At 70.7% G+C, this 441-nt stretch carries 1 protein-coding gene; it reads left to right on the top strand.

Annotated elements, in window-relative coordinates:
• On the top strand, positions 1-441 hold a 441-nt coding region (locus GVL52_RS29125; protein ID WP_200848006.1), incomplete at both ends, for a polyprenyl synthetase family protein.

Genomic DNA, 441 nt, shown 5'->3' with positions numbered 1-441 from the left:
GATGGTGGCGTTGCGCTACGCCACCTTGCAAGGGGGAAAACGCACCCGCGCTCTGCTCTGCATGGCGGCCGGCGCACTGATCGACGCGCCGGCACAGGTGCTCGACGACGTCGGTGCCGCCATCGAAATGATGCATGCCTGCACCCTGGTCCACGACGATCTGCCCGCGATGGACGACGACGTGCTGCGCCGCGGACGACCGACGGTGCACGTCCGGTTCGGCGAAGCCACCGCGATCCTGGTCGGCGACGCGCTGCAGGCGCACGCGTTCCTCACCCTCGCAGGCACGGACGCTCCGGGCGAGCGCCGCATCGCGCTCGTGCGCGAACTGGCGCGGGCCGTCTCCGCCGATGGCGCAGCCGGCGGGCAGGCCCTGGACATCGCACTGGCCGGCAGGACCGCACCGCTGGACACGATCATGGAGATGCACCGCATGAAGAG

The organism is Rhizobium sp. 18055, from assembly GCF_902706285.1.
Taxonomy (GTDB): domain Bacteria; phylum Pseudomonadota; class Alphaproteobacteria; order Rhizobiales; family Rhizobiaceae; genus Rhizobium.
This window is presented reverse-complemented; position numbering and strand designations above follow the sequence as displayed.